Here is a 26,581-nt window from a genome sequence, read left to right as displayed (position 1 = left end):
ACCTCGAGAGTTAAAGTAGAAGAGTGGGCGGATGGCTATCGGAACCTGATACTTAAGCGTAACCTGGAAACTTTCAGGCCGGATCAATCCGTCTTGATTTTTTGAATGATAAAATAAGTTTTCGCTGTTAGCCAGTATAAGGGAGGGTGAATAACGATATTTGGTGACAAAAATCACAAAAAGTACGCGTTTAATTTGCGATACGAATTAATTTTTCACACACTCACAATGCCAGTGAATCATCAACTGTATCTATAGTTCGTGACACAATAAAAAAACAGAGCTGAGAACATGCCTTAAACGGGGTCTCATAGGGGGAAGAAAGTGAGTATTCTAGGTTATTTACAAAAGGTTGGTCGCGCACTGATGGTGCCGGTCGCCACGCTGCCTGCCGCAGCCATCCTGATGGGTGTCGGCTACTGGATCGACCCCAACGGCTGGGGTAATACCAGCGCGCTGGCGGCGTTCTTTATCAAGTCGGGCTCTGCCATTATCGACAACATGTCCGTGTTGTTTGCTATTGGTGTGGCTTATGGTATGTCCAAAGACAAAGACGGCGCCGCTGCGCTGACCGGTTTTGTCGGTTTCCTTGTGTTAACCACTCTCTGCTCACCGGCAGCGGTGGCCATGATCCAAAAAATCCCGGCGGACCAGGTTCCGGCGGCATTTGGTAAGATCAGTAACCAGTTTGTCGGTATCCTTGTGGGTATCATCTCCGCTGAACTGTATAACCGCTTCAGCAGCGTAGAGCTGCCAAAAGCGCTCTCCTTCTTTAGCGGCCGCCGTCTGGTCCCCATCCTGACCTCGTTTGTGATGATCGTTGTTGCGTTCATCATGATGTACGTCTGGCCGATGATCTTCGACGGTCTGGTGAACTTCGGTGAGCACATCCAGAAACTGGGTTCTGTCGGTGCGGGCGTGTACGCGTTCTTTAACCGTCTGCTGATCCCGGTCGGTCTGCACCACGCGCTGAACTCTGTATTCTGGTTCGATGTTGCCGGTATTAACGATATTCCTAACTTCCTGGGTGGCGCACAGTCCATCGAAGCAGGTAAAGCGGTTGTCGGTATCACCGGTCGTTACCAGGCTGGCTTCTTCCCGATCATGATGTTTGGTCTGCCGGGAGCTGCGCTGGCTATCTACCACTGCGCGCGTCCAGAGAACAAAGCGAAAGTGCTGGGTATCATGATGGCGGGGGCGTTCGCGGCCTTCTTCACCGGTATCACCGAGCCGCTGGAGTTCTCCTTCATGTTCGTGGCGCCAGTTCTGTATGTGATCCACGCTGTGCTGACCGGTATCTCCGTGTTTATCGCTGCCAGCATGCACTGGATTGCCGGTTTCGGCTTCAGTGCGGGTCTGGTGGATATGGTGCTTTCTTCCCGTAACCCGCTGGCGACCCACTGGTGGATGCTGATTCCACAAGGTCTGGTGTTCTTCGCGATCTACTACATGGTGTTCCGTTTCACTATCACCAAATTCAACCTGATGACCCCGGGTCGTGAGCTGGCCGTGGCCGGTAGCGAAGCGGATGGTCAGGATGTGAACGTGAGCGGTGCTCAGGACCAGGACGTTTCAGGTCTGGCGCGTCAGTACATCGCCGCTGTCGGCGGTTCTGACAACCTGACCGGTATCGACGCCTGTATCACCCGTCTGCGTCTGAACGTGAAAGATTCTTCCCTGGTGAACGAAGCGCTGGCCAAACGTCTGGGTGCTTCCGGTGTTATCCGCCTGAACAAAACCAGCGTGCAGATTATCGTTGGCTTCGTGGCAGAGAAAATTGCTAACGCCATGAAAACCACCGGTCCGGTAGCCGCAGCAGAAGCTTCTGCCGCACCTGCCGCCGCGCCAGCGGCTGCAAAACCGCAGGCAGTACCTAACGCCAAAACGGTAGCCGCGCTGGTTTCACCGGTAACCGGTGAAGTCGTTGCGATTGAGCAAGTGCCTGACGAAGCCTTCGCCAGCAAAGCGGTCGGTGACGGTGTGGCGGTGAAACCAACGGAAAAAACCGTTGTGTCTCCGGCGGCCGGCACCATCGTGAAAATCTTCAACACCAACCACGCGTTCTGCCTCGAAACCGAAAATGGTGCGGAGATCGTTGTCCATATGGGTATCGATACCGTTGCGCTGAACGGTCAGGGCTTTACTCGCCTGGTGGAAGAGGGCGCTGAAGTGGTGGCAGGGCAGCCGATTCTGGAAATGGATCTGGACTTCCTGAACGCCAACGCACGCTCCATGATAAGCCCGGTGGTTTGCAGCAACATTGACGACTTCAGCGGTCTGGTTATCCAGGCGAAAGGTCAGGTTGTTGCGGGTCAAACACCGCTATATGAGATTAAAGGCAAGTAATCGCTCCTGAGTAGAGTCATGCCTTAAGCGGCGGGGGATATCCTCCGCCGCTTTTTTTTGCAGCAAATGCCCCCATTATTTTCTTCAGAGACGTTTTAAGGGTTGTCACTACGTCCGGCTTATAAGATCATACGCCGTTATACGTTGTTTACGCTTTGAGGAATCCACGATGAGTGAGGCAGAAGCCCGCCCGAGTAACTTTATTCGTCAGATCATCGATGAAGATCTGGCCAGTGGTAAGCACACCACAATCCATACCCGTTTCCCGCCGGAGCCGAACGGCTACCTGCACATCGGGCATGCAAAATCTATCTGCCTGAACTTTGGCATTGCCCAGGACTACCAGGGCCAGTGCAACCTGCGTTTCGATGACACCAACCCAGTAAAAGAAGACATCGAATACGTTGAGTCCATTAAGAACGATGTCCAATGGCTGGGCTTCAACTGGTCTGGCGATATCTGCTACTCCTCTGACTATTTCGATCAGCTGTACGCCTATGCGGTAGAGCTTATCAACAAAGGTCTGGCGTATGTCGACGAGCTGTCTGCTGACGAAATCCGCGAATACCGCGGTACGCTGACCGCGCCGGGCAAAAACAGCCCGTTCCGCGATCGCAGCGTGGAAGAGAACCTGGCGCTGTTTGAAAAAATGCGTGCCGGTGGCTTCGAAGAAGGCAAAGCGTGCCTGCGTGCCAAAATTGACATGGCGTCTCCGTTCATCGTGATGCGCGATCCGGTGCTGTACCGCATCAAGTTCGCAGAACACCACCAGACCGGTAACAAGTGGTGCATCTACCCGATGTACGACTTTACCCACTGCATCAGCGATGCGCTGGAAGGCATCACTCACTCGCTGTGTACGCTGGAGTTCCAGGATAACCGTCGTCTGTACGACTGGGTGCTGGATAACATCACCATTCCTGTGCACCCGCGCCAGTACGAGTTCTCTCGTCTGAATCTGGAATACACCGTGATGTCCAAGCGTAAGCTGAACCTGCTGGTGACCGACAAGCACGTTGAGGGCTGGGATGACCCGCGTATGCCTACCATTTCTGGTTTGCGTCGTCGTGGTTACACTGCCGCGTCTATTCGTGAGTTCTGCAAACGTATCGGCGTGACCAAGCAGGATAACACCATTGAGATGGCTTCCCTGGAATCCTGCATTCGTGAAGATCTCAACGAAAACGCCCCGCGCGCGATGGCGGTTATCGACCCGGTGAAACTGGTCATCGAAAACTATCCGCAGGGTGAAAGCGAGCTGGTCTCCATGCCTAACCATCCGAACAAACCGGAAATGGGAAGCCGTGACGTGCCGTTCAGCGGCGAGATCTGGATTGACCGCGCTGACTTCCGCGAAGAAGCCAACAAGCAGTACAAGCGTCTGGTGCTGGGTAAAGAAGTGCGTCTGCGTAATGCTTACGTCATCAAAGCCGAGCGCGTTGAAAAAGATGCGGAAGGGAATATCACCACCATCTTCTGTTCTTATGACGCTGAAACGCTGAGCAAAGATCCTGCTGACGGCCGTAAAGTGAAGGGCGTTATCCACTGGGTGAGCGCATCCCACGCGCTGCCGGTAGAAATTCGTCTGTACGATCGTCTGTTCAGCGTGCCTAACCCGGGTGCGGCGGAAGACTTCCTGGCGACCATCAACCCGGAATCGCTGGTGATCAAGCAGGGTTATGCGGAACCTTCTCTGAAAGCTGCTGAAGCGGGCAAAGCGTTCCAGTTCGAACGTGAAGGTTACTTCTGCCTGGACAGCCGTTACAGCACCGCGGAAAAACCAGTATTTAACCGTACTGTAGGTCTGCGTGATACCTGGACGAAGATCGGCGAATAATATTGCTGCTCTGGTCAATGAGAGACAAACGCCGCACTGTGCGGCGTTTTTTTATATAACGATCAGGGTATTAAGCCAGGGCCTAAAGAGGCGTCATGAAAATATCAGGTCAATGAGGTGCTACTTATTTTTTAAAAAAAAGTTTGTGCCATTGCGAAAATCAAAAATGTTACATAAAAGGAAAGAGATACCACGTCTACCCACTGAAATACCTGATAATTCCCCGTCATTCCTCGCCTTCCCGTAAATGTTACAAAGCACTACCAATTATGTGCACTTCGTCATAATCCTGACTTTTGTCCGCTAAAAAGCATTGATAATTCGCGTCGCGAAAAATAACCTAAAGACGGTAGTTAATTCGAGGGTATTTAAAACTACCCCTGACCATTTGGTCTTTTTTATTTACGCCGTTTCAGGCGTTTTAATTCGTCAAAGAGGAATAATCTATGCGTACGTTCAGTGGCAAACGTAGTGCGCTGGCGCTGGCTATTGCCGGTGTGACAGCAATGTCGGGACTTGTGATTGCGCCAGAGGCAAAAGCAGCGGGTTTCATCGAAGATTCTACCCTCACGGGCGGTATTTATTACTGGCAGCGTGAGCGTGACCGTAAAGACGTCACTGAAGATAAATACAAAACCAACCTTTCTCACTCCACCTGGAACGCCAACCTGGACTTCCAGTCAGGCTATGCCGCGGATATGTTCGGTCTGGATATTGCTGCGTTTACCGCGATTGAAATGGCGGAAAACGGCGACAGCGGCCACCCGAACGAAATCGCCTTCTCCTCCAGCAACAAAGCCTATGATGAAGACTGGTCCGGGGATAAGAGCGGTATAAGCCTTTACAAAGCCGCGGCGAAATTTAAATACGGTCCGGTATGGGCGCGCGGCGGTTATATTCAGCCAACTGGCCAGACTCTGTTAGCGCCGCACTGGAGCTTTATGCCGGGTACCTATCAGGGTGCGGAAGCGGGAGCTAACTTTGACTACGGTGATGCGGGTGCGTTGAGCTTCTCCTATATGTGGACCAACGAGTACAAAGCGCCTTGGCACATCGAGATGGACAAGTTCTACCAGAACGATAAAAAAACCAAAGTCGATTACCTGCACTCGCTGGGCGCGAAATACGACTTCAAAAACGATCTGGTGCTTGAAGCGGCATTTGGTCAGGCACAAGGCTATATCGATCAGTACTTTGCTAAGGCCAGCTATAAGTTTGATGTCGCGGGTAGCCCGCTGAGTACTAGCTACCAGTTCTACGGTACGCGCGATAAAGTCAGTAACGGTGGGGTCAATGACATTTATGACGGCACCGCGTGGCTGCAGGCACTCACCTTCGGCTACAAGGTTGGTCAGGTTGATTTGCGTCTGGAAGGCACATGGGTGAAGGCGGAAGGGCAGCAGGGCTACTTCCTGCAGCGTATGACTCCGACCTACGCCTCCTCCAACGGCCGTCTTGATATCTGGTGGGATAACCGCTCAGACTTCAACGCCGACGGCGAGAAAGCGGTCTTCTTCGGTGCAATGTACGATCTGAAAAACTGGAACCTGCCTGGCTGGGCGGTGGGCGCTTCTTACGCTTACGCCTGGGACGCAAAACCTGCCGATATGGCAACACCGGACGCATACTACGATCCCAACTATCGCCTGAAAGAGTCTTCCTACAGCCTGGATGCAATCTATACCCTGCAGGATGGCCGCGCGAAAGGCACGATGTTCAAACTGCACTTCACCCAGTATGACAACCACTCCGATATCCCGAGCTATGCGGGCGGTTACGGCAACATCTTCCAGGATGAACGTGACGTGAAATTCATGGTTATCGCCCCATTCACCATCTTCTGATAAACGCACCGGCGGGCTGAGTCCCGCCGGTATGGAGACTGTATATGATGAAAAAAATTGTAGTCGTCGCGTTGCTGGCAACAGGGCTGGTGGGGTGTGCTCAGACTCAGGCACCAAAAGAGGACTCCCGCCTGAAGGAGGCGTATAGCGCCTGCATTAATACTGCGGAAGGTTCGCCGGAGAAAATTGAAGCCTGCCAGAGCGTGCTAAACGTGCTGAAGAAAGAGAAAGCGCATGAGCAGTTCGCGACGCAGGAAAATGTCCGCGTAATGGATTACCAGGCCTGTATCCAGGCGCGTAAAACCGGTAACGATCAGGAAGTGGCGAAGCGTTGCGACCAGATTTGGAAAGAAATTCGAAGCAATAACAGTAAGTAACTCGCTGTTATCATGCCCGGTGACGCTGCGCCACCGGGCATTTTTTTAGGCAAAAAAAAGCCAACCTTACGGCTGGCTCAGAGTATGAACACTTGTTTATTTCGCGTCGTGCGCGTGGTCGTCTTCGCGGCAATCGCCTTCAGCACAATGACCGTAAAGGTACAGGCTGTGGTTGGTCAGGCGGATGCCATGACGCGCGGCGATTTCACGCTGGCGTGATTCGATGGAATCATCGCTGAATTCAATGACCTTGCCGCAATCGAGGCAGATCAGGTGATCGTGGTGCTGCTGCTGGGTCAGTTCGAAAACAGATTTACCGCCTTCGAAATTATGACGGGTAACAATGCCCGCGTCATCAAACTGGTTCAGCACGCGATAGACGGTAGCCAGCCCAATCTCTTCACCCATGTCGATAAGACGTTTATAAAGGTCTTCCGCACTGACATGGTGATTGTCTGGACCCTGAAGCACTTCAAGGATTTTTAACCGAGGAAGCGTAACTTTCAGGCCAGCCTTCTTTAATGCGGTATTGTTGTCAGTCATGCGGAATCTGTCCTGTTGCTAAACGATTCACTTCTGTAGGAAGTGACAGAAAATGCACCTGGGATAATGCGTCTCATTATAGAACTGCCATGGCTAAATGAAAACTGCAAGTCTCAGGCAAAATATGCTTATAAAAATGGGGTATCACCAACAAACTTGCTCAATGGAAAACCACATTTTATCAGGGAGACATTGTACAGGTCTGGGCGAAAAAGTTAAAAGATTGTAGCGATTAATTTAATCGGTTTGACCTGGGGCATGGGCGCAACCGCAGTTGCGCCGCGAAAAAATCAGGCGTTCAGAATATCGTCCAGGTGCAGTTCTTCACGGATCTGCTTCACCCACTTCTCAACACGCTCGGCGGTCAGTTCTGGCTGACGGTCTTCGTCGATGGCCAGACCCACGAAGTGATCGTCATCGGCCAGGCCTTTAGACGCTTCGAAGTGGTAACCGGCGGTCGGCCAGTGGCCTACAATAACCGCGCCATTCGGCTCAATGATGTCGCGGATGGTACCCAGCGCGTCACAGAAGTATTCGGCGTAGTCTTCCTGATCGCCACAGCCAAACAGGGCGACCAGCTTACCGTTGAAGTCGACTTCTTCCAGCGTCGGGAAGAAATCATCCCAGTCGCACTGGGCTTCACCGTAGTACCAGGTTGGGATACCCAGCAGCAGGATGTCATAGCCTTCCAGATCTTCTTTGCTGCTCTTGGCGATGTCATGCACATCAGCAACGTCTTTACCGAGCTGTTTTTGAATGTTTTTTGCGATATTTTCGGTATTGCCGGTATCACTGCCAAAGAAAATGCCGATGATTGCCATGAGTAAAATAACCTCTTGAAACTTAATAGTATGGTGGCGCAATTCGGCCACGGATAAGGGCAATAATAGCAGAACTGGCAACCCTGCGGAAACAGCTATCGCGCAGGACTGCACTCTGTGCTACATGAAAAGGGTGATAAAGAGGATTTTCAGACTTATGCCTGGCCGCGTAACGTCTCAAGCTGCGCGATCAACATCTCTTCAATGAGTTCGCTGCGGCTGATATTTCGCGCGTCGGCCAGCTCGTTCAGCGCATCGACGGCGTCGGCGTTAAGCTTCAGTTCGACACGCTTAAGTCCACGATTTTTATCGCGTTTAAGCTGGTTGCGTTTATTGATACGCAGCTGTTCATCGCGCGAAAGCGGATTCGTCTTGGGTCGTCCCGGGCGACGCTCATTCGCGAACAGATCTAGTGTCGTACGGTCCGTTTGTTCTTTGGCCATGATTCTGAGACTTCGGGGGAAACACGCCGCCCTGCTAATGCCCGGGCGATAAGCGCGCCATCATACATCACCAAAAACGGCACGCCAACGACTGGACGCCTGCAGCCTTCCAGTCGCTTTCTTTTTAATCAATTTGCAGTATCAGCAAGATAGCGGCGAATGGCGCGCAGCACGGCGTCAGGTTTTTCCGCATGCACCCAGTGCCCGGCACCGGCAATAACGTGGGCGCGAGCCTGCGGGAATTGGGCCAGCAGCGTGTCGCGGTATGCGTCGGTTACGTAAGGCGAGTTTCCGCCGCGAATAAAGAGGGTAGGGTGCGGCCAGGCGGGGACGGTTTTCCAGCCCACGATGTTGTTGTACTGGTCCCAGAGCACCGGCACGTTAAAACGCCATTGCCCGTCAACAAACGACTTCAGCAGGAACTGCACGACGCCTTCTTCATCAAGATGCTCACGCATGACGGCAGCCGCCTGTTGGCGTGTCGCGACACCCGCTTCTGTGACCGCATTAATGGCGGCAAAAATCTCGTCGTGACGACGGACGTCATAATCCACGGGCGCGACGTCAATTACCACCAGGCCGCTAATACGGTCCGGGGCCAGTGCCGTCAGGGCCATCACCGCTTTACCACCCATTGAATGCCCGATCAGCGTTACCTTCTGCAGGCTATGTGCGTCCAGCGTATCCAGCAGATCCTGCGCCATCGCCGCGTAGGTCATCTCGTCGGAACGCCCGGAAAGACCGTGATTGCGCATATCGACCTGTAAGATATCGTGGTCGGTAACCAGATCGCGTGCCAGCACGCCCAGGTTATCCAGGCTGCCAAAAAGCCCGTGAACCAGTACGATGGGAGAATTATTGTTCGGCGATTGTGCAGTTTGCGCTCGGGTATTCAATTTCATGGCAAAGTTCTTTTTTTACGTATGTCAGGTTAGGGTATCATGTTGACCATTCTGCCGCCCGGCTGCAAGGTTCCAGTTTAATCTGACTTTTGCTGCCAACCTGGTTTGACGCTATCCGCTGTTGGGATTTGACCTTATAATCCCAATGACTTGTATTCAGATAAGATATCGCACTGGATTAAGATGAAAACAATCGAAGTTGATGACGAACTCTATCAGTATATTGCCAGCCAGACGCGGCATATCGGGGAGAGCGCGTCCGACATTTTACGGCGCATGCTTAAAATTTCCGCCGCTTCACAGCCTGCTACCCCAGTCACCAAAGATGTCGTGTCTCAGCCGAGCGTTGTTGCACAAGCAAAACCTGCCGTGACGCCGGCAAAAGATAAAGTGCGCGCGATGCGCGAGCTGCTGCTCTCCGATGAATATGCGGAACAGAAAAAGGCGGTTAACCGCTTTATGCTGGTGCTGTCTACACTTTATTCACTGGATAACAAAGCGTTTGCTGAAGCGACCGAGTCGCTGCACGGTCGTACTCGCGTCTACTTCGCGGGCGACGAGCAGACGCTGCTGCAAAATGGCAATCAAACCAAACCCAAACATGTTCCTGGCACCCCGTACTGGGTGATCACCAATACCAATACGGGCCGCAAGTGCAGCATGATTGAACACATCATGCAGTCCATGCAGTTCCCGGCGGAATTGATTGAAAAGGTTTGCGGTACAATTTAACCCTTGCATCAGAAGGACCCGGTAATGGCAAATCACAGCCGTGCAGGCCAACCTGCACAACAAAGCGATTTGATTAACGTCGCTCAGCTGACCGCGCAGTATTACGTGCTGAAGCCGGTCGTGGGCAACGCAGAACACGCAGTGAAGTTTGGTACATCTGGTCACCGCGGCAGCGCGGCGCGCCACAGCTTTAACGAACCGCACATTCTGGCCATTGCTCAGGCCATTGCGGAAGAGCGCGCTAAAAACGGCGTTACCGGTCCGTGCTACGTGGGGAAAGATACCCATGCCCTGTCTGAACCGGCGTTCATCTCTGTTGTGGAAGTGCTGGCTGCAAACGGCGTCGATGTCATTGTTCAGGAGAACAATGGCTTCACTCCAACGCCTGCGGTCTCTAACGCCATTCTGGTACACAACAAAAAAGGTGGCGCGCTGGCTGACGGTATCGTTATCACGCCATCCCACAACCCGCCGGAAGACGGTGGCATCAAATACAACCCGCCTAACGGTGGCCCGGCAGACACCAACGTCACCAAAGTGGTTGAAGATCGTGCGAACGCCTTGCTGGCCGATGGTCTCAAAGGCGTGAAGCGCATCTCTCTGGATGCGGCCATGGCGTCCGGCCACGTGAAAGAGCAGGATCTGGTTCAGCCGTTCGTGGAAGGGCTGGCGGATATCGTCGATATGGCGGCCATTCAGAAAGCTGGCCTGAAGCTGGGCGTGGATCCGCTGGGCGGCTCCGGTATTGAATACTGGAAACGTATTGCCGAGCACTACAAGCTGGATCTGACCATCGTGAACGATCACGTCGATCAGACCTTCCGTTTTATGCACCTGGACAAAGACGGCGCGATCCGCATGGACTGCTCCTCCGAGTGCGCAATGGCGGGCCTGCTGGCGCTGCGTGATAAATTCGATCTGGCGTTTGCTAACGACCCGGATTACGACCGCCACGGTATCGTCACCCCTGCCGGGCTGATGAACCCGAACCACTATCTGGCGGTTGCGATTAACTACCTGTTCCAGCACCGTCCGCAGTGGGGCAAAGAGGTGGCCGTCGGTAAAACGCTGGTTTCCTCGGCGATGATCGACCGCGTGGTCGAGGCGCTGGGCCGCAAGCTGGTGGAAGTGCCGGTGGGCTTCAAATGGTTCGTTGACGGTCTGCACGACGGCAGCTTTGGTTTCGGTGGTGAAGAGAGCGCGGGGGCCTCTTTCCTGCGTTTCGACGGCACGCCATGGTCAACCGATAAAGACGGCATCATCATGTGCCTGCTGGCGGCGGAAATCACCGCGGTCACCGGTAAAAACCCGCAGGAACATTACAATGATCTGGCGGCACGCTTTGGTGCACCAAGCTATAACCGTATTCAGGCCAGCGCGACGTCAGCTCAGAAAGCGGCCCTGTCCAAACTCTCTCCGGAGATGGTCAGCGCAAGCACCCTGGCGGGCGATCCGATCACCGCACGTCTGACGGCGGCACCGGGCAACGGCGCCTCCATTGGTGGGCTGAAAGTGATGACCGAAAACGGCTGGTTTGCCGCGCGTCCATCCGGTACGGAAGATGCGTATAAAATCTATTGCGAAAGCTTCCTCGGCGCTGAGCACCGTCAGCAGATTGAGAAAGAAGCGGTAGAGATTGTCAGCGAAGTGCTGAAAAACGCGTAAGTGCGGTTTGGGTGCGGGCTGATGCCCTCACCCCGGCCCTCTCCCACAGGGAGAGGGAGAAAACAATAAAAACGGCAACCCTTGGGTTGCCGTTTTGCTTTTACCTAACTGTGCTTGTTCTTCAATTCAAACCGAGGTGACACCAGACCGTACAGCGTCCAGCCCATAAAGGTCACCATCGCGCCATACAGCATCGCTTCCTCACCGGATGAGTAGAGCGCGTAGAAGCTGTAAATCGCGCCAATCAGCGCCACGATATTCGCCGCACGCGCCTTGCGTGGATCCACCTTCGCGACTTTCTGAATAATCACCAGCGCCGCCATCGACAGAATATACGGAATGATATTTGTCACGACCGCCAGGTTGACCAGCACGTTGAACTGGCTGTTCAGCGACGGGCTAATGGTCATCAGCGACAATCCGCTCTGGAAGATAACAATCGCCAGCATGCCCTGCACCGGTGCATCCGCTTTGGTCACGCGGGAGAAGATTTTTGGGAAGTAACCTTCATCAGCGGAGGATTTAAACACCTGTGCGATGGTGAACTGCCACCCAAGGAGTGAACCGCAGCAGGACATCACCATCAGACCCATGATCACTTTCCCGACTTCCGGCGTGAACATCTGCGCGAAGGCCAGCCCGAACGGCGCCGTGGAGTTAGCCAGATCCATATTCGGTACGATACCCGCAATCACGTTAGTCGAGACGATATAGATCACCGCCGCGCCCAGCGTTCCGCCAAGGACCGCAATCGGCACATTCTTTTCAGGATTCTCCACCACTTCCGCGTTCGCGCAGGCGGATTCCAGCCCCAGGAAAGCCCAGAGCGTCATAGCGATAGAAGAGCCCACAGCGGTAAAGAACGGCACATGGTGCGGGTTCCAGGAGTTGGCGTACAGCGTCGGGCTGAACCAGAACCAGCCGATGATGCACAGGCCGACAACCGGGATAATCACGCCCCAGACGGTGACGCTGGAGAGCTGTCCGGTGATACGCGCACCGCCAAAGTTAGCCACGGTGCAGATCCACAGAACCCCGATGGTCGCCAGCCCAATTTGTACCGGGCTGAGCGTCGCGCCAAACAGCTCCGTACCGTAGCCTACGGCGGAGATGGCAATCGCCACGTTGGCGATCAGCAGCGACACGCCGTAGGTGTAGTTGGCCATAAAGTTGCCCGACTTGCCAAAGGCGTATTCGGCATAGCCCCCCATCCCGCCTGACTTACGACTGAACATCCCGCACTTGGCGAACGCCCACGCCAGCGCCATTGAACCGACTGCCGTCACCAGCCAGGAGATGATAGAGATGGTACCCACCTCTGCAAGCTTGGTGGGCAGCATGATAATCCCGGAGCCCATCATGTTCACCATGGTGAGGATGGTCAGCTGCACCACGCCCATCTTATTGGACTTACTCATAATTTCTCTCCTTTCAGCAGCGCGGGCTGAGCGACGGGTTGTTTGATGACATTGCAGCGAACCTGTTTGCGGCCCTCACACTCCTCGACGTAAACACCCTGCAGCTCCGGCGCGAAGCCTGGCAGAAGGTTGATGCCTTCTTCCAGGGCGGCAAAGTAGCGCAGCACGGAACCGCCCCAGACTTCCCCTGGGACAACACACAGTACCCCCGGCGGATAAGGAAGTGCGCCTTCGGCGGCGATGCGGCCTTCCGCGTCGCGCAGGGAGACCAGCTCAACTTCACCGCGCAGATAGGCGTAGTTCGCGTCCTGCGGGTTCATCATCACGCGTGGGAAGTGAGACTTGCGGAACATCTCTTTCTGCAGCTGTTTCACGTTGTGGCGGGCGTACAGGTCATGCATCTCCTGGCAGATCTGGCGCAGGGTGTAATCCGCGTAACGTTCCGGATGCTGTTTGTAGAGAGAAGGCAGGACCTCTTTCAGCGGAACATCGCTCTCGAGCAGTTTTTCGAAGCGCACCAGCTGCGCCACCAGCTGCTGCAGTTTGCCCATATCTTCCGCAGGCGTGAGCAGGAACAGGATCGAGTTGAGATCGCATTTTTCCGGCACGATGCCGTTTTCACGCAGGAAGTTGGCAAGGATAGTGGCGGGCACGCCGAAGTCGTCATACTCCCCGGTGCGGGCGTTAATGCCAGGCGTGGTCAGCAGGAGCTTGCATGGGTCGATAAAATACTGATGCTCTGCGTAGCCTTCAAAAGCGTGCCAGTTTTCACCCGGCACGAAGTGGAAGAAGCGCAGATCGGTTGCAATCTCCGCCGTGTCCCAGCTTTCCCACGGACGGCCATCCACCGTCTCCGGCACGAAGGGACGCAGATACTGGCAGTTCTCCAGGATCAGCTTGCGCGCTTCGATACCGTTCACCACGCAGTCCATCCACATGTTGCGGCCGCTCTGGCCTTCATGCATACGGGCGTTAATGTCCAGCGCAGCGAACAGCGGATAAAACGGGCTGGTGGAGGCATGCATCATAAAGGCATTATTCAGCCGCTTATGCGGGACATAGCGCTGTTGCCCTTTGATATGGCTGTCTTTCTTGTGAATTTGCGAGGTCTGGGAGAAGCCTGCCTGCTGTTTATGCACGGACTGGGTGACCAGGATCCCTGGATCGTTTTCGTTCAGCTCCAGCAGCAGCGGCGAGCAGTCGGCCATCATCGGAATAAACTGCTCATAACCCACCCAGGCCGAGTCAAACAGGATGTAATCACACAGGTGCCCAATCTTATCCACCACCTGACGGGCGTTATAGATGGTGCCATCGTAGGTACCCAGCTGGATCACCGCCAGACGGAACGGACGCGCATCGCGTGCACGGCCCGGCGCCACCTCTGCTACCAGCTCGCGCAGATAGCTTTCTTCAAAGCAGTGGGCGTCAATGCCACCAATGAAGCCGTACGGGTTACGCGCGGTTTCGAGATAGACCGGCGTTGCGCCAGCCTGGAGGAGGGCACCGTGATGGTTAGATTTGTGGTTGTTACGGTCGAACAGCACCAGGTCGCCCGGGGTGAGCAGGGCGTTAAGTACCACTTTGTTGGATGACGAGGTGCCGTTCAGCACGAAGTAGGTCTTATCGGCATTAAAGACTTTTGCTGCATGCTGCTGGGCAATGCACGGTGCGCCTTCGTGGATCAGCAGATCGCCCATTGCCACGTCGGCGTTGCACAGATCGGAGCGGAAAAGCGTCTCGCCAAAGAAATCGACAAACTGATTACCGGCAGGATGACGGCGGAAGAACTGACCACCCTGATGCCCAGGACAGTCAAACGCGCTGTTGCCCTGCTTCACGTAGTCGACCAGTGCGCGGAAAAACGGCGGGCGCAGTTGGGTTTCGTACTTCAGGGCCGCTGCTTCCAGCTGGCGTCCATAAAAGTCGTTGCTGGTGTCTGAATACTCAAATACGCCATGAATGCGCGATAAATAGTCTGCCGGAATGATCTCTTCTTTATGCGTCGCGACAAAAACAGGAATGCCAAAACCGGTGGCTTCTATTTCGTCCAGGATACCGCTGGCAATATCCGTTACCGCCAGAACAATGGCGGCAACATCAATATAATCAGAAGCGCGGACATCCACCAGTTCACGCTGGGTGGTAAAGCAATCCGGACAGGCACGGCTGGCTGCGATTTTTAAACTTTTCATCTTTCTCTCTTTATTTTAGGTAATAAACGTCCCTCGATTTCTTGCAAGAAAGAAATCGATAATTTTCCGGAAAAAAAAGCAAAGGGTGGCCGCTGATTTAAATCAGTGAATTGCTTTTTTGATGATTGAAATTCAGTCCGCCCGGTGCGGATGAGTCTGAATCAAGATGAATGAGCGCACGGGTTCACAGGCAAAAGCCTGTAAAATAAGATGTTTCAGGATGGCCTGTAAGCGAGTGCGCCAGAAGTCGAAGGACTACCGGGCATTAAAGAGATGAAAGTCAAAGCAGTTTCGGTGGGCAAACATCATGATATGTGTTGTCCGCCTTATATGGGGCATTAAGCGATTGTTGTTTTCCATGATTCATTTTCCTTTCAGTAATTGAAAGCATGGTCATTTTATCCAGGAAAAGGCGATTAACCGTGAGGTAGATCACCGATAATCGATCAAATCAGAAATAAATATTCGTTTTAGATGAATATCGCAGATCAAAATTCTGATTTGTTGATGGTGCGTTAATGGGTTGTGTTATCAATGTTTTAAATGAGCAAAAATAACCCGTAAAAATAACGTATGGGTTATTTGTGAAATATTTTCTGAGGGATTGAGTTTTATTTAGAAATAAAATGAATAGTTATTCAAAGCATAAACCGATAACCGATACCGGTTTCAGTTAATAGATGGCGAGGGCGAGCGGGGTCGACTTCGAGTTTCTGACGAAGATGTCCCATATATATGCGTAAATAATGACTATGTTCCACAGCGTTGGGTCCCCACACCTGACTTAACAGCTGGCGTTGGGTGAGAACCTTACCGTGGTTGTTGAGCAGTACGGCGAGCAGGCGAAATTCTATCGGCGTGAGGTGAATCTCCTCATCGCCGCGCACAATGCGCCGCGCGGCCAGGTCAACCCGGATATCCCCAAACGTGTAGGTTGGGTCAGCAGGCGTGGTTGCGCTGTGGCGACGCAGCGCCACGCGAAGGCGGGCCTGTAGTTCGCCGATCCCAAAAGGTTTAATCAGATAGTCATCCGCCCCGGCATCCAGCGCCGCGATTTTATCCGTCTCTTCAGTACGGGCGGAGAGCACGAGGATCGGCATCTGGCTCCACTGACGGACTTCCCGGATAAAATCGATGCCGTCACCGTCCGGTAGGCCAAGATCGAGGATCACCAGGTCCGGCTTGCGGGTAGCGGCTTCAATTAAACCCCGCTGAAGCGTACCCGCATCATGAACGCGCAGACCGTCTCCTTCCAGCGCAGCGCGCAGAAAACGGCTAATGGCGATCTCATCTTCAACAATCAGAACGTTGATCACAAATCCTCTGGTAATTCATTAAGTTCTGGCGGGGTTTCCAGAGGAAGTGTAACACAAAACCGCGCGCCGCCTTCCGGACGATTCTCTGCGGAAATGGTCCCGCCATGGACGTCAATGATCGCCTGGCAAATCGCCAGCCCCAGCCCGACGCCTGGAATGGCCGACTCCTTATTGCCGCGTGCGAATTTTTCGAAAATAGCCAGCTCCTGCCCGGCAGGGATGCCGGGGCCGGTATCCCAGACGTCAAGACGAAGCGTACCATCGTCCACCGTCGCATCCACCCCAATCCGGGCGCTGGAGCCCGCATATTTGCCGGCGTTCTCCAGCAGGTTGATCAGCACCCGCTCAAACAGCGGACCGTCGACGTGAATTAACGTCAGAGGCTCGGGCATGTTCAGCGCGATATGTCTCCCACCCAGGCCGGGTTCGAGCATTTTCAGGGCGCTGCCCACCACCTCTTCCAGCGTGAGCCACTCTTTTTTGAGGTTAAAACCGCCTGACTGGATACGCGCCATATCGAGCAGGTTATTCACCAGGCGCGTGGTATTCAGCACATGCTGGCGGATCTCGCTGGCCTGAAGGGCGTGTTTAGAGCCTTCCGCCGCCAGGTCCAGCGTCAGGATTTCTGACTGACCAAACAGGACGGTGAGCGGGGTACGCAGATCGTGCGAGAGCGCCGCCAGCAGCGAGTTACGAATGCTTTCACGCTCGCTCGCCAGACGGGCCTGTTCCTCGCTGGCGGTGAGAGCCAGCCGCTCCAGCGCGCTGGCAACCAGCAGCGTAAACGTCTCCAGTAAACGCTGCTGTTCGGGGATCATCAGTTGGCGCAGGTTGGAAGGCTCTACGATGACCAGCCCCTGATTTTTATCGGCACTGCGCAGCGGCAGAATTTGATAGGGCACGCCGGGGAGGGTGTCGGTCCCTGCGCCTGCCGGTAAGCCTTTGTCAAAGCTCCAGCGCGCAATGGCTTCGTCCCAGGGCGTCATGCCGGTGGCCGAGGTCAGCGGGCGCAGCTTACCGTGTTCGTCCGGGAGTAAAATCAGGTTGCTGGCATGAAACGTCGAGCGAATAAACTGCTCGCTGGTCTGCACGATATCCAGCGGCGTACGGCCCACCGCCAGCGATTTCGACATCTCATAGAGATGGCGCGTACGCTGTTCGCGGTAGCGGGCGATGCGTGCCTGGTAGCGTACGCCCGCCGTCAGATTCCCGATCACCAGCCCGACGGTGAGCATCACCGCAAAGGTAAGGATGTACTGCACGTCCGAGACGGCGAGCGTCCCGCGGGGAGCAATAAAGAACAGATCGAAGCTGATGACGTTGACAACCGTCGCCAGTACCGACGGCCAGCGCCCGTAAAAGAGCGCCACCACCACCACGCCAAGAAGGTAGATCATCACCAGGTTGGCGGCATCAAACGCAATCAGCCACTGGCTGGCAATGACGGTAATCAGGGCGCAGAGCACGACGGCGACAAGACAGCCGCGAAGCTGAATGCGCCATTTATCGCTGAAGGTGCGGATGTCCGGCGCGCGATTCGGTAAGGGGGTAGGTTTGTCATCCAGCGCCACAATCACCAGATCCAGATCCGGCGCACGACGAGCCAGCTTGTCGGCAAAGGATTCGCGGCTAAACCAGCGGCGATGCTGGCGACGGCCAATGACGATTTTCCCCAGGTTGTGCTCGCGCGCGTAGCGCAGAATGGCTTTATCTTCCTGCGGATCGGAAAGCGTCGCGGTTTCGGCACCCAGCTCCTGCGCCAGGCGCAGCGAACTCAGGATCGCGCGACGCTGGTTTTCGGGCAGCGCGTGGAGCTGCGGCGTTTCGACATATACCGCATGCCAGACGCTGCCAAATTTGGCAGCGAGGCGCGCGGCGGTGCGGACAAGCTTTTCATTACCGCTGCCGTGGCCGACGCACAGCAGGATGGCATCCCGCGTGTGCCAGACGCGTTCCTGGCCCTGCAGGTCGCGCCAGGCGCGCATCTGATCGTCCACCCGGTCGGCGGTTCGGCGCAGGGCCAGCTCGCGCAGGGCTATCAGGTTGCCTTTACGGAAGAAATGTTCGATGGCGCGCTCGGCCTGGCCGGCGATATACACTTTGCCTTCGTGCAGGCGCTGGCGCAAATCATCGGGGGGCAGGTCGACCAGCACCACCTCGTCCGCGGAATCAAAGAAGGGGTCGGGCACCGTCTCGCGCACCTGAATGCCGGTCACGCCGCTGACCACGTCGTTCAGGCTTTCAAGATGCTGAACGTTAACCGTGGTGAACACATCGATACCGGCTTCAAGTAGCTCTTCAACATCCTGCCAGCGTTTTGGGTGGCGTGAGCCTGGCGCATTGCTGTGCGCCAGTTCGTCCATCAGGATAAGGGCGGGACGGCGGGCGAGGGCGGCATCGAGATCGAATTCGGTGACTAACCGACCGCGATGGCTGATGCGGCGGGGCGGCTGGGTAGCCAGCCCCTTCAGCAGCGATGCCGTCTCTTTACGTCCGTGGGTTTCAACCACGCCGATCAAAATATCGAGCCCCTGCGCCCGAAGCCGCTGGGCTTCCGTCAGCATGGCGAAGGTTTTCCCGACGCCCGCGCAGGCGCCGAAGAAAATTTTCAGTTTGCCACGATGGGCTTCAGCCGTCTGTTCAAGCAGCCTGTCCGGATCCGGGCGCATGGGCTCGTCGGTCATTTAGTTTTTCCTTAGCGCGTCCAGCGCCAGATTCAGCTCAACAATATTTACCACGGGCATGCCGATGAAGCTGACCAGCGGCTTTTGCGTGTGCTCTGCAACCAGCTGGCTCACCTGTTCGACGGTTAGCTGGCGGGCGGCGACGACGCGCGGGATCTGCCATGCCACGGCTGCCGGCGTCAGGCTGTAGTCCAGCCCGCTGGCCGAGGCGGTCACCAGCTCCACGGGTACTTCCCGGCTGGCCTGTGGATTCGCGGCGCGAAGGGTTGCCACGCGCTCAGCGACGGCTTTGTCCAGCTCCGGGTTGCTGCCCGCCAGGTTGCTGCCGCCGGATGCCATCGGATTATACGGGCTTTCGGCAGTGGCGGAAGGGCGTCCCTGGAAGTAGCGGGCATCCGTAAAGTTCTGACCAATCAGGCGAGAACCGCGGTTTTCACCGTTTTGCAGTATCAGCGAGCCGTTAGCCTGATCCTTAAACCACCACTGGCCCAGCGCGGTGGTCACCAGCGGGTACAGCCCGCCGGTAATGAGAGACAGCAGAATAAACAGAAGTATAGCGGGGCGTAACATGGTCATTTGATTCACCTTTTAAACCAGGCCGAACAGCGTCAACAGCAGGTCGATAACCTTGATACCGACGAAGGGCACCACCAGCCCGCCCAGGCCGTAAATCCACAGGTTACGGCGCAGCATGGCGGCCGCCGTGAGCGGCTTGTAGCTCACGCCCTTCAGCGCCAGCGGGATCAGGAAGACAATAATCAGGGCGTTAAAGATGACTGCGCTCAGAATGGCCGAGGCCGGAGAGTGCAGGTGCATCACGTTCAGGGCGTTTAACTGCGGATAGGTCGCGGCAAACGCGGCCGGAATGATGGCGAAATACTTCGCCACGTCGTTGGCGATGCTGAACGTGGTCAGCGACCCGCGCGTCATCAGCATCTGCTTGCCGATGTGTACCACTTCGATCAGCTTGGTCGGGTTAGAGTCGAGGTCGACCATATTGCCCGCCTCTTTTGCCGCCTGGGTACCGGAGTTCATTGCCACCGCCACGTCGGCCTGCGCCAGGGCAGGGGCATCGTTGGTACCGTCACCCGTCATCGCCACCAGACGGCCTTCCGCCTGATACTGACGAATCAGTGCCAGCTTGGCTTCCGGTGTGGCTTCGGAAAGGAAATCATCCACGCCCGCTTCGGCGGCAATCGCCGCGGCGGTAAGACGGTTATCCCCGGTGATCATTACCGTTTTGATCCCCATCTTACGCAGCTGGGCAAAGCGCTCCTTGATGCCGCCTTTGACGATATCCTTCAGCGCAATTACCCCCAGCACATGGGCCCCTTCGGCCACCACCAGCGGCGTCGCCCCCTGACGGGCCACGCTTTCGACCAGGCTGTCCACTTCCGGCGGGAAGTGACCGTTGTTAGCCTCGATGTGGCGGCGGATGGCGTCAACCGAGCCTTTACGGATCATGCGATCCTGAATGTTAATGCCGCTCATGCGGGTTTGTGCCGTGAAGGGCACGAACGTGGCGTGCAGGCTCTGAACGTCGCGCTGGCGCAGGTTAAAGCGTTGCTTGGCGAGGATCACGATACTGCGGCCTTCCGGGGTTTCATCGGCAAGCGAAGAGAGCTGTGCGGCATCTGCCAGCGTTTTTTCATCCACGCCCGGGGCGGGTAAGAAATCTGACGCCTGACGGTTACCGAGGGTGATGGTCCCGGTTTTATCCAGCAGCAAGACGTCCACGTCACCGGCGGCTTCCACCGCACGCCCGCTGGTGGCGATAACGTTGGCACCGAGCATACGGCTCATGCCGGCCACGCCGATGGCCGACAGCAGGCCGCCAATGGTGGTTGGGATCAGACAAACCAGCAGCGCCACCAGTACCGTGACGGTGACCGCGGTACCGCCATAGGCAGAGAATGGCCACAGCGTCGCGGTTGCCAGCAGGAAGACAATGGTCAGGGCCACCAGCAGGATGGTCAGGGCAATTTCGTTTGGCGTTTTACGGCGCTGGGCGCCTTCCACCATGGCGATCATCCGGTCGAGGAAGGTTTCACCCGGGTTAACGCTGCACTGTATCACCAGCCAGTCGGAAAGAATGCGCGTCCCGCCCGTCACGGAGGCGAAATCGCCGCCGGACTCACGGATCACCGGCGCGGATTCGCCGGTGATGGCGCTTTCATCCACCGATGCTCCCCCTTCAATGACTTCGCCGTCGCAAGGGATGATGTCACCGGCTTCCACCAGCACCACATCGCCTTTACGCAGTTCATCCGCCGGAACGTGGTCCATCTGCGCGCCGTATTTCGGTTCACGTAGCTTGCGCGCGAAGGCGGTTTTTTTCACCCCTTTCAGGCTGTTGGCCTGGGCTTTACTCCGGCCTTCCGCCAGCGCTTCCGCAAAATTGGCGAACAGCACGGTAAACCACAGCCACAGGCTGATGGCGCCGGTAAACATCGCATTCCCCGGCATGTGGCCCGTTCCCATGGCAATCGCCAGGCCGGTGGTCAGGACGCTTCCCGCCCAGACAATAAACATCACCGGGTTGTGCCACTGCACGCGCGGGCTCAGCTTTTTCACCGCATCCATGAGCGCCTGACGAACTAATGACGGTTCGAACAGGGCCAGTTGTTTACGACTCATGACAATTTCTCCGCAAAATCAGCGTAAAGAGAGGTATTCCGCGACCGGGCCTAACGCGAGGGCGGGGATAAAGGTCAGGGCGCCGACCAGTAACACGGTGCCCGTCAGCAGGCCGATAAACAGCGCGCCGTGGGTCGGTAACGTCCCGGTGGTGGTCGGTTGGATTTTTTTGTTCACCAGCGATCCGGCAATCGCCATAACCGGCACAATGATCCCGAAGCGACCCACGAACATGCAGAACGCCAGCAGGCAGTTCCAGAACGGTGAGTTGGCGCTTAAGCCTGCAAAGGCGCTGCCGTTGTTGTTGGCGGCAGAGGAGACGGCATACAGCACTTCACTGAAACCGTGAATGCCAGGGTTAAAGATGCCGCTGCGTCCGGCCTCGGTCATCAGCGCCAGCGCGGTGCCGAGCAGCACAAGCGCCGGGGTGACCAGAATCGCCAGCGCGGTTAATTTCATCTCGCGAACGTCGATTTTTTTACCCAGATATTCCGGGGTGCGGCCAATCATCAGACCGGCAATAAACACCGCCAGCAGCACGAACAGCAGCATGCCGTAAAGACCAGAGCCTACGCCGCCAAACACCACCTCGCCAATCTGCATCAGCCACATCGGGATCATGCCACCCAGCGCCGTAAAGGAATCGTGCATGGCGTTGACGGCCCCGCACGAGGCAGCCGTGGTGACCACCGCATACAGGCTGCTGGCGAGAATGCCAAAGCGGCTCTCTTTACCTTCCATGTTGATTGCGCTGTCGGCACCCAGTGTCAGGAAGTGCGGATTACCCTGCCATTCGGCCCACATCACCAGCGCTACACAGACCACGAAGATAAGCGACATGGTCCAGAGCAGGGTGCGCCCCTGACGGCGATCGTTGACTACGTCGCCAAAGGCAAAGCAGAGCGCGGCGGGGATCAGAAAAATCGCCAGCATCTGCACAAAATTGGTCAGGGCGGTAGGGTTTTCAAACGGATGCGAGGAGTTGGCGTTGAAGAAGCCCCCGCCGTTCGTCCCGAGCATTTTGATGGCTTCCTGCGACGCCACTGGCCCCATCGGCAGGAGCTGTTTTGCGCCTTCCAGCGAGGTATAAGGCGTGTAAGGCATCAGGTTTTGCAGGGTGCCCTGCTGAATGAAGAACAGCGCGATCAGCAGCGCAATCGGCAGCAGGATCCACAGCGTAATGCGCGTCAGATCCACCCACGCGTTACCCAGCGTGCTCACTTTCTGGCGCGCAAACGCACGCGTCAGCGCGAAGATCACCGCAATACCGCTCGCGGCAGAGAGGAAGTTCTGCACGGTTAACCCGACCATCTGGCTGAAGTAGCTGAGCGTGGTTTCACCGGAATAGGACTGCCAGTTGGTGTTGGTGACAAAACTGACCGCCGTGTTAAGCGCAAGATGCCAGGACAAGCCCGGTAACTGTTGCGGATTCAGCGGCAGAATGCCCTGCAACATCAGCATGGCAAAAAGCGCAATGAGACCAACGATATTCAGCAGCAGAATGGCGATCAGATAGTCACGCCAGTTCATCTCCCGATCGTCTATTCCCAGTACGCGCCAGATCCCTTTTTCAACGCTTCCCGTGCCGGGCAGGGGAACGTTATTGATCAGCCGTGCCAGCCCCGAGCCCAGCGGCCTTGCCAGGACGAACAACACCACTAAGAAACTGGCAATAAGCAAAAACGCCTGAGCAGCCATCAGAATGCCTCCGCATTAATCAGGGCATAAACCAGATAACCCAATAACAGGAACACCAGCACGATGCCGGCAATAAGACCTGCACTCACAATCCACCTCCGGGTGACTTTCGTTGTTGTACTCACGGTAGGATTTCTGGCGCAAAGATTTCGCAAAAATGGAGAAGGCGGGTGTAAAAAAAGTATAAAAATGGCAAAGCCCACAATTTAACTATTGATAAGTAAATCGTTAACTTTTTTGTAACTTAATTACGGTGTGAGTGTAAATTTTTGCTAAACGGACGAAAATAAGTGGTCAGATGAGTAGTAAAATTACAAACAAAGCGATATTATTTTAGCCAGGTCACAGATTTTGAATTTTCCGGATGACGTTTCCGGCCAACTATAGGGGAGAAAAATATGGATCTTTATAAAGAGTTTCCGGCTCATATCGTGTTCATGCGCCGCGCTTTCGCCGTAGTGGCTGGCGTGCTGGCTCTGCCGGTGATGCTGTTCTGGAAAGATCGCGCACGTTTTTATAGCTATCTGCACCGCGTCTGGGCGAAAACCAGCGAGAAGCCGGTATGGATGGATCAGGCCGAGAAAGCGACCTGCGACTTCTACTAAGACTACACACAGCAATAAAAAAACCGCCAACAGTAATGTGGCGGTTTTTTTGTCCCTCGGGATTCGCGGTCCGTTGGGTGGTCTTCCAGCCCCTACCCGGGATTTTTATCATCCCCTCCTGTAAGCAGATGGCAATCCCTCGAAGCCTTTATAAAATCCTAATAAGTGATGAGCCGATCGGGTTTGTTGCTTTAACCACGATTTCGCAGGACAAGTAGCGTTAAGGCCGCCTCGGGCGGCCTTTTTTATTTCATCCCGTCTACACTTCATGGCAAAGTAGTTCAATGCATGCTTTTTCCTTTTACGGCATGCCCTTACGGACATAATGGATATTTGCCTGGAGTTTTATGCCCACCCATCTGGTTTGGTTTCGCGCGGATCTGCGCGTACATGACAACATCGCCCTCGCGGCAGCCTGCCGCGCCAAAGACGCTAACGTACTGGCTCTGTTTGTGGCTACGCCCGGGCAGTGGCGGCAGCATGATATGGCGCCACGCCAGGCGGCCTTGCTGCGGGCGTATCTGACCGATCTGCAGCATTCGCTTGCCGGAAAAGGCATACCGCTGATTTATAAAGAGGTAAGTGATTTTGCCGCACAGCTGCAGACGGTGCAGGAGACCTGTAAGCAGCACAACGTCACGCATCTTTTTTACAACTATCAGTACGAATTCAACGAGCAGCAGCGCGACCGTCAGCTGGAGAAGATACTGGAAGATGTGGTCTGTGAAGGATTTGATGACAGCGTGATGCTGGCGCCGGGCAGCGTGATGACCGGCAACCGTGAGATGTATAAAGTTTTCACACCGTTTAAAAATGCCTTTATCAAACGTCTGAAAGAGGCGTTGCCGGAGTGCGTTGCTGCGCCTGCTGCGAGGGGCGAAGCCATAAAGGACCTGCCTGAAATGACGTTCGATTATCCTCAGCAGCCGTTTGATAAAGCGCTGTTCCCCGCTGATGAGAAAGCGGCCATCGCCCAACTGCGCCAGTTCTGCAAACAGGATGCGGCCAACTACGACGCGCGTCGGGATTTTCCCGCCATCGAGGGCACCAGCCGCCTGTCGGCCTGTCTGGCGCTGGGCGCGATCTCTCCTCGTCAGTGTTTACACCGTCTGCTGGCGGAGCAGCCGCAGGCGCTGGAAGGGGGAGCCGGTTCTGTCTGGATTAACGAACTTATCTGGCGTGAGTTCTACCGCCATCTGATGACGTATTATCCCGATCTCTGTAAGCATCGTCCGTTCATTCCCTGGACCGACAACGTAAAATGGCAGCACGACGAGGCACTTTTACAGGCCTGGCAAACAGGGCAGACGGGCTATCCGATAGTCGATGCCGCGATGCGTCAGCTCAATGAGACCGGGTGGATGCACAACCGCCTGCGAATGATTACCGCCAGCTTTCTGGTGAAGGATCTGCTTATCGACTGGCGTATCGGAGAGCGCTATTTTATCTCTCAGCTGATCGATGGCGATCTTGCCGCGAATAACGGCGGCTGGCAGTGGGCAGCCTCAACGGGCACCGATGCGGCTCCCTATTTCCGGATTTTTAATCCAACCACTCAGGGACAAAAATTTGATGAGGACGGCGAGTTTATCCGCCGCTGGGTCCCTGAACTTAAAGAGATACCGGCTAAAGCGATCCACGAACCGTGGGCATGGGCGGATAAACAGCGTGTAAAACTGAATTATCCCCGTCCGATTGTCGATCATAAACAGGCGCGTGTCGCCACGCTGGCTGCGTACGAAGCGGCCCGCAAAGCATAAGAGAGTGATGATGAAAAACAGCGAACTGGAACGCCTGATTAACGAAAAACTGAATAGTGCCTCCTTCAGCGATTACGGCCCGAACGGGCTCCAGGTCGAAGGACGTGAAACGGTGCAAAAAATTATCACCGGCGTCACGGCAAGCCAGGCGCTGCTGGACGAGGCGGTCCGTCAGAACGCTGATGCGGTGATTGTCCATCACGGTTACTTCTGGAAAAACGAATCGCCGATTATTCGCGGCATGAAGCGCAACCGCCTGAAAACGCTGCTGGCAAATGACATTAACCTGTACGGTTACCACCTGCCGCTGGATGCGCACCCGGAGCTCGGCAACAACGTCCAGCTGGCGCAGCTACTGGGCATTACCGTTATGGGCGAGATTGAGCCGCTGGTGCCGTGGGGCGAACTGGCGATGCCGGTTCCGGGGCTGGAGCTGGCCTCGTGGATTGAAGCGCGCCTGGGGCGTCGTCCGCTATGGAGCGGTGATACCGGCCCGGATACGGTGAAGCGTGTGGCCTGGTGTACCGGTGGCGGGCAGGGCTTTATCGACAGCGCCGCGCGTTTTGGTGTCGATGCTTTTATCACCGGCGAGGTGTCCGAGCAGACTATTCATTCGGCGCGTGAGCAGGGGCTGCATTTTTACGCGGCAGGCCATCATGCCACCGAGCGCGGCGGCATTCGCGCCCTCAGCGAGTGGCTGACGGAAAACACCGATCTGGATGTGACCTTTATTGATATCCCTAACCCGGCCTGATGAG

General features: G+C 55.5%; 22 protein-coding genes. 9 read left to right on the top strand and 13 right to left on the bottom strand.

Features of this window, described 5'->3' with window-relative positions:
- The first annotated feature begins 324 nt into the window (after positions 1-324).
- From nagE to chiQ, 4 genes are all read left to right on the top strand, one after another.
- Positions 325-2,346 (top strand): N-acetylglucosamine-specific PTS transporter subunit IIBC, encoded by a 2,022-nt coding sequence (gene nagE / locus BM007_RS06750; protein ID WP_024907027.1) that lies wholly within the window; start codon positions 325-327, stop codon positions 2,344-2,346.
- A gap of 169 nt (positions 2,347-2,515) precedes the next feature.
- Positions 2,516-4,183 (top strand): glutamine--tRNA ligase, encoded by a 1,668-nt coding sequence (gene glnS / locus BM007_RS06745; protein ID WP_032649541.1) that lies wholly within the window; start codon positions 2,516-2,518, stop codon positions 4,181-4,183.
- A 446-nt stretch (positions 4,184-4,629) separates the two neighbouring features.
- Positions 4,630-6,027, top strand: a complete 1,398-nt coding sequence (gene chiP, locus BM007_RS06740; RefSeq protein WP_032649540.1) for a chitoporin ChiP — start codon at positions 4,630-4,632, stop codon at positions 6,025-6,027.
- 47 nt (positions 6,028-6,074) lie between these two features.
- Positions 6,075-6,404: a ChiQ/YbfN family lipoprotein gene (gene chiQ / locus BM007_RS06735; protein ID WP_090418234.1), complete on the top strand. Its 330-nt coding sequence runs from the start codon at positions 6,075-6,077 to the stop codon at positions 6,402-6,404.
- A gap of 96 nt (positions 6,405-6,500) precedes the next feature.
- Here chiQ and fur read toward each other — a convergent pair whose 3' ends face one another.
- From fur to ybfF, 4 genes are all read right to left on the bottom strand, one after another.
- A complete protein-coding gene (gene fur, locus BM007_RS06730) occupies positions 6,501-6,947 on the bottom strand; it encodes a ferric iron uptake transcriptional regulator (RefSeq protein WP_023310771.1) in 447 nt (148 codons plus the stop codon).
- Positions 6,948-7,237: 290 nt separating this feature from the next.
- Entirely contained in the window at positions 7,238-7,768 is a 531-nt protein-coding gene (gene fldA / locus BM007_RS06725; RefSeq protein WP_008501067.1) for a flavodoxin FldA, read from the bottom strand.
- Positions 7,769-7,923: 155 nt separating this feature from the next.
- Positions 7,924-8,211 (bottom strand): LexA regulated protein, encoded by a 288-nt coding sequence (gene ybfE / locus BM007_RS06720; protein ID WP_024908816.1) that lies wholly within the window; start codon positions 8,209-8,211, stop codon positions 7,924-7,926.
- Between the two features lie 128 nt (positions 8,212-8,339).
- Positions 8,340-9,113, bottom strand: a complete 774-nt coding sequence (gene ybfF, locus BM007_RS06715) for an esterase (RefSeq protein WP_024908815.1) — start codon at positions 9,111-9,113, stop codon at positions 8,340-8,342.
- Between the two features lie 183 nt (positions 9,114-9,296).
- Here ybfF and seqA point away from each other — a divergent pair, with 183 nt between their 5' ends.
- Together seqA and pgm are read left to right on the top strand one after the other, a co-directional pair.
- Complete coding sequence (gene seqA / locus BM007_RS06710; protein ID WP_008501070.1) at positions 9,297-9,845, top strand: replication initiation negative regulator SeqA; 549 nt, start codon at positions 9,297-9,299, stop codon at positions 9,843-9,845.
- Positions 9,846-9,869: 24 nt separating this feature from the next.
- The gene (pgm, locus tag BM007_RS06705; protein ID WP_032649535.1) at positions 9,870-11,510 is read left to right on the top strand and encodes a phosphoglucomutase (alpha-D-glucose-1,6-bisphosphate-dependent); all 1,641 of its coding nucleotides are present in this window, start codon (positions 9,870-9,872) and stop codon (positions 11,508-11,510) included.
- 104 nt (positions 11,511-11,614) lie between these two features.
- Here pgm and potE read toward each other — a convergent pair whose 3' ends face one another.
- The 9 genes from potE to kdpF all read right to left on the bottom strand — a co-directional run bounded on the left by potE (position 11,615) and on the right by kdpF (position 23,547).
- Positions 11,615-12,928 (bottom strand): putrescine-ornithine antiporter, encoded by a 1,314-nt coding sequence (gene potE / locus BM007_RS06700; RefSeq protein ID WP_048990031.1) that lies wholly within the window; start codon positions 12,926-12,928, stop codon positions 11,615-11,617.
- The gene (speF, locus tag BM007_RS06695; protein ID WP_090417790.1) at positions 12,925-15,123 is read right to left on the bottom strand and encodes an ornithine decarboxylase SpeF; all 2,199 of its coding nucleotides are present in this window, start codon (positions 15,121-15,123) and stop codon (positions 12,925-12,927) included. Before speF ends, potE begins: the two co-directional genes overlap by 4 nt.
- Positions 15,124-15,378: 255 nt before the next feature.
- Entirely contained in the window at positions 15,379-15,483 is a 105-nt protein-coding gene (gene speFL / locus BM007_RS06690) for a leader peptide SpeFL (protein WP_003858645.1), read from the bottom strand.
- Positions 15,484-15,761: 278 nt separating this feature from the next.
- Positions 15,762-16,439, bottom strand: a complete 678-nt coding sequence (gene kdpE, locus BM007_RS06685) for a two-component system response regulator KdpE (protein WP_024908812.1) — start codon at positions 16,437-16,439, stop codon at positions 15,762-15,764.
- Positions 16,436-19,123, bottom strand: coding sequence for a two-component system sensor histidine kinase KdpD (kdpD, locus tag BM007_RS06680; protein WP_090417786.1), 2,688 nt, complete (start codon positions 19,121-19,123; stop codon positions 16,436-16,438). Before kdpD ends, kdpE begins: the two co-directional genes overlap by 4 nt.
- Entirely contained in the window at positions 19,124-19,699 is a 576-nt protein-coding gene (gene kdpC / locus BM007_RS06675; protein ID WP_090417783.1) for a potassium-transporting ATPase subunit KdpC, read from the bottom strand. It lies immediately after the preceding gene.
- A gap of 12 nt (positions 19,700-19,711) precedes the next feature.
- On the bottom strand, positions 19,712-21,760 hold the full coding sequence (gene kdpB, locus BM007_RS06670; RefSeq protein WP_024908809.1) for a potassium-transporting ATPase subunit KdpB: 2,049 nt from the start codon (positions 21,758-21,760) through the stop codon (positions 19,712-19,714).
- An 18-nt stretch (positions 21,761-21,778) separates the two neighbouring features.
- The gene (kdpA, locus tag BM007_RS06665) at positions 21,779-23,458 is read right to left on the bottom strand and encodes a potassium-transporting ATPase subunit KdpA (protein ID WP_090417779.1); all 1,680 of its coding nucleotides are present in this window, start codon (positions 23,456-23,458) and stop codon (positions 21,779-21,781) included.
- On the bottom strand, positions 23,458-23,547 hold the full coding sequence (gene kdpF / locus BM007_RS06660) for a K(+)-transporting ATPase subunit F (RefSeq protein ID WP_014069365.1): 90 nt from the start codon (positions 23,545-23,547) through the stop codon (positions 23,458-23,460). The genes kdpA and kdpF overlap by 1 nt, the downstream gene beginning before the upstream one ends.
- A 309-nt stretch (positions 23,548-23,856) precedes the next feature.
- Here kdpF and BM007_RS06655 point away from each other — a divergent pair, with 309 nt between their 5' ends.
- The 3 genes from BM007_RS06655 (at position 23,857) to BM007_RS06645 (ending at position 26,577) form a co-directional block, all read left to right on the top strand.
- Complete coding sequence (locus BM007_RS06655) at positions 23,857-24,063, top strand: YbfA family protein (protein ID WP_008501079.1); 207 nt, start codon at positions 23,857-23,859, stop codon at positions 24,061-24,063.
- 347 nt (positions 24,064-24,410) lie between these two features.
- Entirely contained in the window at positions 24,411-25,823 is a 1,413-nt protein-coding gene (gene phrB / locus BM007_RS06650) for a deoxyribodipyrimidine photo-lyase (protein ID WP_090417776.1), read from the top strand.
- Positions 25,824-25,833: 10 nt separating this feature from the next.
- A complete protein-coding gene (locus BM007_RS06645) occupies positions 25,834-26,577 on the top strand; it encodes a type 2 GTP cyclohydrolase I (RefSeq protein WP_024908806.1) in 744 nt (247 codons plus the stop codon).
- Positions 26,578-26,581: the final 4 nt, after the last annotated feature.

Origin of the sequence: Enterobacter sp. NFIX59 (genome assembly GCF_900113755.1) — a bacterium.
Taxonomy (GTDB): domain Bacteria; phylum Pseudomonadota; class Gammaproteobacteria; order Enterobacterales; family Enterobacteriaceae; genus Enterobacter; species Enterobacter pseudoroggenkampii.
This window is presented reverse-complemented; position numbering and strand designations above follow the sequence as displayed.

Bases quoted from the DNA above. Each gene is read 5' to 3' on its own strand.
- glnS (WP_032649541.1), top strand. From the start codon at position 2,516: ATGAGTGAGGCAGAAGCCCGCCCGAGTAACTTTATTCGTCAGATCATC.
- chiP (WP_032649540.1), top strand. From the start codon at position 4,630: ATGCGTACGTTCAGTGGCAAACGTAGTGCGCTGGCGCTGGCTATTGCC.
- chiQ (WP_090418234.1), top strand. From the start codon at position 6,075: ATGAAAAAAATTGTAGTCGTCGCGTTGCTGGCAACAGGGCTGGTGGGG.
- fur (WP_023310771.1), bottom strand. From the start codon at position 6,947: ATGACTGACAACAATACCGCATTAAAGAAGGCTGGCCTGAAAGTTACG.
- fldA (WP_008501067.1), bottom strand. From the start codon at position 7,768: ATGGCAATCATCGGCATTTTCTTTGGCAGTGATACCGGCAATACCGAA.
- ybfE (WP_024908816.1), bottom strand. From the start codon at position 8,211: ATGGCCAAAGAACAAACGGACCGTACGACACTAGATCTGTTCGCGAAT.
- ybfF (WP_024908815.1), bottom strand. From the start codon at position 9,113: ATGAAATTGAATACCCGAGCGCAAACTGCACAATCGCCGAACAATAAT.
- seqA (WP_008501070.1), top strand. From the start codon at position 9,297: ATGAAAACAATCGAAGTTGATGACGAACTCTATCAGTATATTGCCAGC.
- pgm (WP_032649535.1), top strand. From the start codon at position 9,870: ATGGCAAATCACAGCCGTGCAGGCCAACCTGCACAACAAAGCGATTTG.
- potE (WP_048990031.1), bottom strand. From the start codon at position 12,928: ATGAGTAAGTCCAATAAGATGGGCGTGGTGCAGCTGACCATCCTCACC.
- speF (WP_090417790.1), bottom strand. From the start codon at position 15,123: ATGAAAAGTTTAAAAATCGCAGCCAGCCGTGCCTGTCCGGATTGCTTT.
- speFL (WP_003858645.1), bottom strand. From the start codon at position 15,483: ATGGAAAACAACAATCGCTTAATGCCCCATATAAGGCGGACAACACAT.
- kdpD (WP_090417786.1), bottom strand. From the start codon at position 19,123: ATGACCGACGAGCCCATGCGCCCGGATCCGGACAGGCTGCTTGAACAG.
- kdpC (WP_090417783.1), bottom strand. From the start codon at position 19,699: ATGACCATGTTACGCCCCGCTATACTTCTGTTTATTCTGCTGTCTCTC.
- kdpB (WP_024908809.1), bottom strand. From the start codon at position 21,760: ATGAGTCGTAAACAACTGGCCCTGTTCGAACCGTCATTAGTTCGTCAG.
- kdpA (WP_090417779.1), bottom strand. From the start codon at position 23,458: ATGGCTGCTCAGGCGTTTTTGCTTATTGCCAGTTTCTTAGTGGTGTTG.
- BM007_RS06655 (WP_008501079.1), top strand. From the start codon at position 23,857: ATGGATCTTTATAAAGAGTTTCCGGCTCATATCGTGTTCATGCGCCGC.
- phrB (WP_090417776.1), top strand. From the start codon at position 24,411: ATGCCCACCCATCTGGTTTGGTTTCGCGCGGATCTGCGCGTACATGAC.
- BM007_RS06645 (WP_024908806.1), top strand. From the start codon at position 25,834: ATGAAAAACAGCGAACTGGAACGCCTGATTAACGAAAAACTGAATAGT.